Source organism: Komagataeibacter xylinus NBRC 15237 (genome assembly GCF_001571345.1).
In the GTDB taxonomy this organism is placed as follows: domain Bacteria; phylum Pseudomonadota; class Alphaproteobacteria; order Acetobacterales; family Acetobacteraceae; genus Komagataeibacter; species Komagataeibacter xylinus.
The window spans coordinates 1-7,961 of the sequence record NZ_BCTP01000076.1; the positions used below are offsets into that span (position 1 = coordinate 1).

Below are 7,961 nucleotides of genomic sequence, written 5' to 3' on the forward strand. Positions count from 1 at the left end.
GTCGGAGAACGGACGCTCCAGCAGTAGGCCACCGCCATGCAAAGCCCCCCACATGACGAATTTCATCGCCGCGCCATGCCACAATCCGCCAAGCAGCATGGTGATCATGAGATTGGCGGATGTGCGCAGCCGACCATGCCGACTGCCACCAAGGGGAATGTAAAGATAGTCGCGCAGCCAGAAAGACAGCGTCATATGCCACCGCCGCCAGAAATCACGCAGGGACGGGCTCCGGTAAGGCTGGTTGAAGTTCTGCGGAAACTCGAACCCCAGCAGGGCGGCCAGACCGATGGCAATATCCGTATAACCGGAAAAATCACAGAAGATCTGCACGGCGAACCCATAGAGCGCGAATAACAGGTCCAGGGTCGAAAAACTGGCCGGATCGGCAAAAACCGGGTCAACAAGCTGCGTACCCAGGTAACTGGCCAGGATCACCTTTTTAAAAAGCCCGCCCGCAATCATCAGCAGCGCTGTCGCGATGGGCGGCGGCGTGGGCGAGGGCCGCTCGAGTTGCGGCAGGAATTTGGAAGACCGCACGATTGGGCCTGCCACAAGCTGCGGAAAGAAAGACATGTAAAGCATCATGTCTGTAAAACGGCGGCAGCGCGTGACCTTGCCACGATAGACATCGACAATATAGCTGATGCCATGAAAGGTAAAAAACGAAATGGCAACCGGCAGAAGGATTTCAATGAGCGGAACAGGCTCGCCCCAGCCGACATCGCGTGTCATTCTGTTAAACGACGTGGCGAAGAAATCGTAATACTTGAAAAATGCCAGAACAAGCAGTTGGATGCCAATCCCGCAACCAACCATCCATTTGCGCAGCCGGGGCCTGTCTGCTTCAGGCAGCCATCGCCCGACCGAATAGCTGACCGCCGTGCTGGACAGCAGCAGAATGCAGAAATGCCAGTTCCAGAACGCATAAAAAACATAGCTTGCGACAACCAGGAAAAGCTTCCTGACTTCCCACAGGCCACCGATCAATGCCAGGATGACCGCAACGGCAATAAAGAATAAAGCGAAATTCAGTGTTGGAAAAAGCATTATTTCTTATGTTTCTTCGAAGACCACAAACCGTAACCATTCATTAAATCATCGTGCAATGACACCGCCGTCTGCTGGTAGCCTGCTTTCAGAAGATGGACATGGTCCTTCGCCGCCATGGGGGGATTGCGACTGCCCCAGACAAGAATGGTGCACCGCCCGTCGGGATGCGTTGCATCGGCCATGGCCTGCCGCCAGTCCCACTGCATCCAGTGGTTACGCCGGGCCACCTCTGTCTGGGCCTGGCGCACGGTATCGAGCGCGGGCGGCGTGGCGAAGCCCTTGGCCCCATAGGCCAGTTGGTCGCACGAGCGGGCATAGGGGGCCTGGCGTTCGAGGTGAACGCCATCAGGCGGCAGGGTCACGACAAGGCCTGCCGCGGGAGCCGCATTGTGCAGTTCCTGTATGACCTGTTCATACCGGGCCGCATAGGACTCGAAGCCCGTCGTGCTGTTGAAGCCTTCATTGGTGCCAAAGGCAACGATCAGCAGGCTGGGCCTGAGGCGCCTGATTTCCTCGGACAGGATTTTAGGGTCAACCCTGCTCACGATATCGATGGTCGAGCCGATCACGCCAAGGTTGGAATACAATATGCCTGGCGCGGGCCCGGTCTGGGTGGCCTTGCTCACTTCCCAGCCCAGGATGTCGACCGGACCATCGCCAATGGCCGAGACGGTGACCGAACGGGTATCGGGCGAGGTAGGCATGCGCAGCCACATCGCTTCTGTGTCGTGCGCCGAGGCCGTTGAAATGACGGTGCGCCCGCCATCATCGGCCTCCACGACAATCTGGCCGCCGCCGGGCTGGCTCAGGAATTCCACCATGCCACGGCCAAGGCCACCGGGTTCATCGGCGGTGATGGTCATGCTGGCAGGCCCATCGGCATGCTGCCTGAACAGGCTGATGCCCCACGGGCCTGCTGCCGTCTTGCTGAAGGCGCTGACAGCGTTCCACCCTGTAGAGGAAACCGTAACCTGCGCGGGATGGGCGTAGCGGAATGGCACGCCGGGTTGCAAAAAGCCCCGGCCCGCATTGCCGAACTGCTGTTGCAGCGCGGTGCGCATCTGGTCGCTGAACGCGTCATTGGCGGTATGGCTATCGCCAATCTGCAATATGGTGACGGGTTCCGTGGCCTTGCCGGCCTGGAGTGCATCCAGGGCTTTATAAAAAGGCGCCACGGAAGAATAGCGGCCCAGTTTTTCAATGGATCGGGCCGGCGCCGCATCACGGGATGCAGCACACCCCATCAACAGCACCGCACAAAACAGGGACAAGGAGCAATTACGGAACAGGCTATTGCTCAGCGTGTGGCGTGTGAGTGACACGGAGTTCCCAATATAAAGTGTTTATTGGATAAATTTTACCATGAAACACGATCATCCGTAACCACATATTTTTAGCGCATGACGGGCATGGGCCTGCCCGGCAACCCGCCCCGTGCTCCGCCGTTTATGGGTGAAGGCCAGAGGGGAAATATCGCGGGCAAGATCTTCAAACATATCAAGACGACAAGGGCGTATTCCCCCTTCCCCGCAGCATTGTCTGAAATCAGGACCAGCACGAGCATGAGGAAACAGTCCTGTCATTTCATGTTACAATTTACATCATGCTGCCATGATTTGAATCATACCTGAACAGGGCATGACTAACGGAATGGAATTCTGGTATTTATTTATTTTGGAATATCTGTTACCAGCCGCCATCATGCGGTCTGTTTCTCATCCCCTGAAGCACGGAATGACAGGTCTTTTTTCCGTTGCATCTATTGCTGTTTTTTCTTTGGCAACAACATTCTGTCAGGTATCCGGCGCTTCCGCTCACGCCCGGCCGGCAGATGAAGTGGCCATGGCTGCGCCCATGGCGCAGGGGCAGCCCCCCCTGCTCCATCCCCTTTCCGCCAGCGATGCCGCCCGCATCCGCGCGGCTTTCGCAGCCCAGTCCGCTGGCAATTTCGATGGTGCGGATACCCTGCTGCAGCAGGTGAAAGACGATGGCCTGACCGGCACCATCGTGGCAGAACGCTGCCTTCATGCCGCACATGCCTGCTCCACCCCCATGCTGGAAAGCTGGCTGGCACGCTACCCGGACCTTCCCCACGCCCCCATGATGCGGGCCATGCTGGCAGGGCGCAGCACGGCCGATGCCCCTGCGGGCGGGAGCAGGAGTTCTGGCACAACCATCAGCGCGGCCGAGGCGCAGACCCTTTACACGCAGGGGCAGGACCAGATCCTGCTCGGCAGGGCCATGGCGCCATCCGCCTTCAGGGAAGCGAGCGGCACGGTGGCGTTTTACGCGGGCCTGTCCGCCTGGCGGCTGGCCAGAATGCAGCAGGCACAACAACTGTTCGCGTGGGCGGCCAATGCCGATAAAGGCTCAAAAGATGTGCGCAGCGCTGCCGCCTGGTGGGCAGGCCGCGCGAGCGAACAAGCGGGCAATACGAAGGATGCCATGCGCTGGCTTGCACAGAGCGCGGGCTGCAAGGACTGTTTTTACGGGGTCATCGCCCGGCACGCGCTCGCCAAAACCGACTCACGCAATGACGCAGCCGTGCCCACGATTGCCGATGTAAACGTGGTTGCCGCGCGGCCCGCGGGCCATCGGGCGCTGGCATGGCTGCAGGTTGGCCGCAAGGACCTCGCCGAAGCCGAACTGCATGATGACTGGGTGGATGCAGGAAACACCACGGAACGCCAGTCAATAGGGCTTGTGGCGCACGCGGTTGAAAATACTGCTGCCACGCCCTACGCCCCGGCCCGCTACGCGGGGGGCAGCAGGCTTGTGCCGGGCCATGCCCTTCCTCTGCCGCAGCGCTTTACGCCACAGGGCGGGTTCGTGGTGGACCCGGCCCTTATCTATGCCATCATTTCCATTGAATCGCGCTTCCAGCCCACGGTCGTCTCATCAAGCGGCGCAAGGGGGCTGATGCAGCTCATGCCACGCACGGCCGCGAATTTCGCTGGTGGCCAGGCGGAAGATCTCAACAATCCATCCGTCAATCTGCTGATTGGCCAGCGTTACCTGATGGCACTGGCGCGGGACCGCCACATCAACAACCACCTCATCCGCCTGCTGGCAAGCTATGCGGTAGGCCATATCGAAGTCGCCCACTGGAAGGCACCCGCACAGAGCACGGATGAACCTCTTGCATTTCTGGAGGCCATTCCCAAACCCACCGTGCGGCACTGGATCGAGACCGTGCTCCTGCATAGCTGGATCTATTCGGAAAAGCTCAATCGTCGCCCCGCAACCCTTGATGCACTGGCCCTGGGCGAGAAAGCCAGACTCCCCCTCGCGGCAGAAACATCCCTCCAGTAAGACCTGCGCGCACAATGACGGACCAGGGCTGGCCACATCGCGGCAGGCAAGGCCCACGTTGCCTAACCCTTCTCTTCCAGCCTTGCGGTACATTTGACCGGAGCCGGGCCAGTTTTTACGGAATGGAGTGGTCCTTTTCAGGGCATTGGCAGTTTATGACCCTATAGATCAGTTTTTCATATTTTAACTATTCTTTATAAATATAAATATTTTTTCTTTTCAAAGTTAAACCATATGATCAAAAATTTATTAATGCATCCTGTTCTTCCGGGAAATGTGTTGTAATTAGCCCCTATCAAAATCAGGGTTTTTTAGTTAAATTCTCATCACCTGCACCAGTACGACCGCGAATGCGTTTGAGGTATTTATGTTTTTTTCTTCCGATTGGCTAAAAGAAAATAGCGTTTTCCAAAGCCGGTTTCGCCATCTCATGTGTGCAACCGCACTGTTTTCCGCGCTATGTACTGGTGCCAGTGCACAAGCCCCCACCGCAACACCTGAAAGCGGGGCGCCCCAATCCACTTCCCCTGCCACACCAGCACCTGTAGCGGCACCACAGTCCAGCACGGCACAACCAACGCCCGCCACGCCGCAAACCGCCGATGCCGCCCCCGCGGCCACAACCCCGCCCGCAGCGCCGGCCTGCGTTCCCACGCCGGGTGAAACCGGGCGGGTGCTGGTCATTGGTGATTCACAGGCCCAGGGGCTGGCAGGCGGGTTGCGCTGGCTTTATCGTACGAACCGAAACATGCGCATTCTGGACCACAGCAAGATTTCCACCGGTCTGGTATCGGTATCATTCTATAACTGGCCAGATGAAGTACATAAACTGGCCGCCAGCGAACATGCCGATGTTGCCGTTGTCATGTTCGGCGCCAATGACAGGCCGCCGGTCAGGGTTCATGGTGCTGTTGACCCGGGCCAGTTGGCCAACTTCACAAAAATCTATTCCGCCCGGGTGCGCGATATTATGGTCACGCTGAAAAACGCCCATATTCCCGTTATCTGGGTTGGGCATCCGATGGTGCGTGATGATGTTTTCTCGGCGGATATGGCCATCCTGAACAATATCTTTCAGGATCAGGCCGCCAAAAACGGTGCGCAATTTGTGCCGCTATGGTCGGTTTTTGCTGATGACGGGCATTTCTCTGCCTATGGCGAAGGTGTCGATGGCTCAAAAGTGCGCCTTCGTGCGGATGACGGCGTGCATCTGACCCCAGGCGGTTACCAGAAAGCAGCCAAGATACTCGAACCCCTGATTGCCTGTTACCAGCCCAACGCGGTGCAGAAAGCCAGGGCTGCCGAAGCCGCAACGCCCGCATCAGGCCAGCCTGCTGCCGCGCGTGATCCATCCTGACACGCCATTGACACAGTGCGTTGCGGGGTAGCCTGTCATATTGTCGGCAGGCCCTGCGTCACCTTTCCACCATCATGGCGAAGTATGCCATACTACCCCGCTACCGAGGGAGATGACAGGCTTATGGAACCGTGGAATTCATTCACGCTGTTTGGAAAATCCGGCACGCTCTACCAGTTTCATCGCGCGCCCACGCCCCTGCCGGACCAGGCGGGCGTGTTTCTGCTCACCACCGTCATGGGGTCAACGGCCAAAGGTGGGTCATGGCAGTTTGTTGAACCCGAAATCGGCACGGTCACATCCCTTTCGCGCCAGTGGGAGAGCGTGGTCAGACCCGCGCGTGAAGCGAAAGCGGAAAGCGATGACGTTCTTGTCTGCTTTCCTGAAAGTGGCGATGTGCAGGATGCCTTTGCCGACCTGATTGAAGGCGGGGCGACGCGCCTGCCCGGCTGAACCGCCTGACCGGCACGGACGTGAATGGACGCAGGCGCACCCGATGGGCAACACTGCATCATTACCCGTGCCTGATGGAGGTTCTGCATGCCCCGCGTTCGCCCTGCCCTGATGGCCGTTCTGGCCAGCCTGCCCGCCCTGTGCGGCACCGCCCATGCCCAGGCGGCAAGACCTGTGCTGCTGCGCCATGCCACCGTCATTGACGGCACGGGCCAGCCTGCGCAGGCCGATACAGATATCCTGATCGAAAACGGGCATATCGCCGCCACGGGGCATAGGCTGAAGCCGCCCGCCCATGCCCGCACGCTTGACCTGTCGGGCACAAGCGTGCTGCCGGGGCTGATTTCCGATCACAGCCATGTGGGCCAGGTCAGCGGCACCCATAACGGGGCGGAAAACTACACCCGCGCCAATATCCTCTCCGAACTCGCGCAATACGAACACTATGGCGTGACGACGGTGGTCGCACTCGGGCTGAACCGCTCGCCACTGTTCGATGACCTGCGCCGCGAACAGCATGCGGGCCTCAACCCGGGCGCCGACCTGTTTGGCGTGGATCAGGGCATTGGCGCGCCCGATGGCGTGCCGCCTGAAAACATGTTCCACATTGGCCCCGATCAGGTTTTTCGCCCCACCACCCCTGCCGAGACGCGCGCCGCCGTTGACCGCATGGTTGATGAAGGCACGGACCTGATCAAGCTGTGGGTGGATGATTTCCGCAACGGCGTGCCCGGCGCGCGCCCCCTGCCCAAGATGCGGCCTGCGATCTACCGCGCCGCCATTGCGCAGGCGCATGCAAGGGGCAAGCGGATTGCGGCCCACATTCATGACCTGGCCGATGCCCGCGCGCTGGTGGCGGCCGGCGTGGACATTCTGGCCCATGGCGTGCGCGACCGGCCCATAGACCCAGCGCTGCTCAACGCCATGCGCACGCAGGGCACGGGCTATATCGCCACGCTCTCGCTTGACGAGGCCGGTTACATCTTTGCCGAGCACCCGGAATGGCTGGATGATCCCTTCCTTTCCTTCGGCCTCTCACCCGCGCTGCGCCAGCAATTTGCCGACCCCGCATGGCGGGCCAGAACGCTGGCAGCCCCGCTCAGTGCCGCCGCCCACCGGGCGCTGGCCATGAACATGCAGAACCTGATGGCGGTGTACCGCGCGGGCATTCCCACAGGCTTTGGCACGGATTCAGGGGCTACGCCCGTGCGCATTCCCGGCTTTGCAGAACATCGGGAAGTGCGCCTGTCCATCATGGCCGGGCTGACACCGCTGCAGGCCATTACGCTGGCCACGGGCGATGCCGCACGCCTCATGCACCTGACCGACCGGGGCACCATAGCGCCGGGCCAGTGGGCCGACCTGCTGGTGGTGCAGGGCAACCCCACGGTGGAGCCTGCCGCGCTGGACCGGATCCGGCAGGTCTGGCATCGTGGCCAGCCGGTTGCAGGCCCGCTGCCCGGCCCGTTATCCCCCCACAAATGACAGGAACCCGCTTGATGCCCGCACGCAAGACCGCCCTGCGCCTGAGCCTGTTCCTGTCGCTACTGGGGAGCCTGGCAGGCTGCGCGGGGCCTGAAGGCCCCCAGCTTTCCGGCCCGGATGGCCCGATGATTACGAATAATGACTGGAATGAACATAATTACGGCATGGGGTATTATTCAGGCCCGTACAATGATGGCTTCGAAGCCGAAGGACTGGATGGCGGGCCGCCTGATTACATGGGCGATGCGTTCTTTGGTGGTCCGTAAAAATTTCCGGGTGCTACGTTTTTTGAAGCTTTTTG

At 59.9% G+C, this 7,961-nt stretch carries 7 protein-coding genes; 5 read left to right on the forward strand and 2 right to left on the reverse strand.

The annotated features are described in order from the left end of the window. Positions 1-1,050, reverse strand: a 1,050-nt coding sequence (locus GXY01S_RS15755; protein ID WP_061276657.1) for an MBOAT family O-acyltransferase, incomplete at its 3' end; no start/stop codon positions are given. After that, complete coding sequence (locus GXY01S_RS15760; RefSeq protein ID WP_061276658.1) at positions 1,050-2,228, reverse strand: GDSL-type esterase/lipase family protein; 1,179 nt, start codon at positions 2,226-2,228, stop codon at positions 1,050-1,052. The genes GXY01S_RS15760 and GXY01S_RS15755, both read right to left, overlap by 1 nt. Positions 2,229-2,895: 667 nt before the next feature. Between GXY01S_RS15760 and GXY01S_RS15765 the strand changes: the two genes are divergently transcribed. The 5 genes from GXY01S_RS15765 (at position 2,896) to GXY01S_RS15785 (ending at position 7,926) form a co-directional block, all read left to right on the forward strand. Further along, positions 2,896-4,365: a transglycosylase SLT domain-containing protein gene (locus GXY01S_RS15765; protein WP_242501151.1), complete on the forward strand. Its 1,470-nt coding sequence runs from the start codon at positions 2,896-2,898 to the stop codon at positions 4,363-4,365. Between the two features lie 430 nt (positions 4,366-4,795). After that, positions 4,796-5,722 carry an SGNH/GDSL hydrolase family protein gene (locus GXY01S_RS15770; protein WP_218003175.1) on the forward strand — a complete coding sequence of 309 codons (927 nt, stop codon included), beginning with the start codon at positions 4,796-4,798 and terminating at the stop codon, positions 5,720-5,722. Between the two features lie 123 nt (positions 5,723-5,845). Next, the gene (locus tag GXY01S_RS15775) at positions 5,846-6,175 is read left to right on the forward strand and encodes a hypothetical protein (RefSeq protein WP_061276651.1); all 330 of its coding nucleotides are present in this window, start codon (positions 5,846-5,848) and stop codon (positions 6,173-6,175) included. Between the two features lie 87 nt (positions 6,176-6,262). Beyond that, positions 6,263-7,660 (forward strand): amidohydrolase family protein, encoded by a 1,398-nt coding sequence (locus GXY01S_RS15780; RefSeq protein WP_061276652.1) that lies wholly within the window; start codon positions 6,263-6,265, stop codon positions 7,658-7,660. 14 nt (positions 7,661-7,674) lie between these two features. Next, complete coding sequence (locus tag GXY01S_RS15785) at positions 7,675-7,926, forward strand: hypothetical protein (protein ID WP_061276655.1); 252 nt, start codon at positions 7,675-7,677, stop codon at positions 7,924-7,926. Positions 7,927-7,961 lie beyond the last annotated feature (35 nt).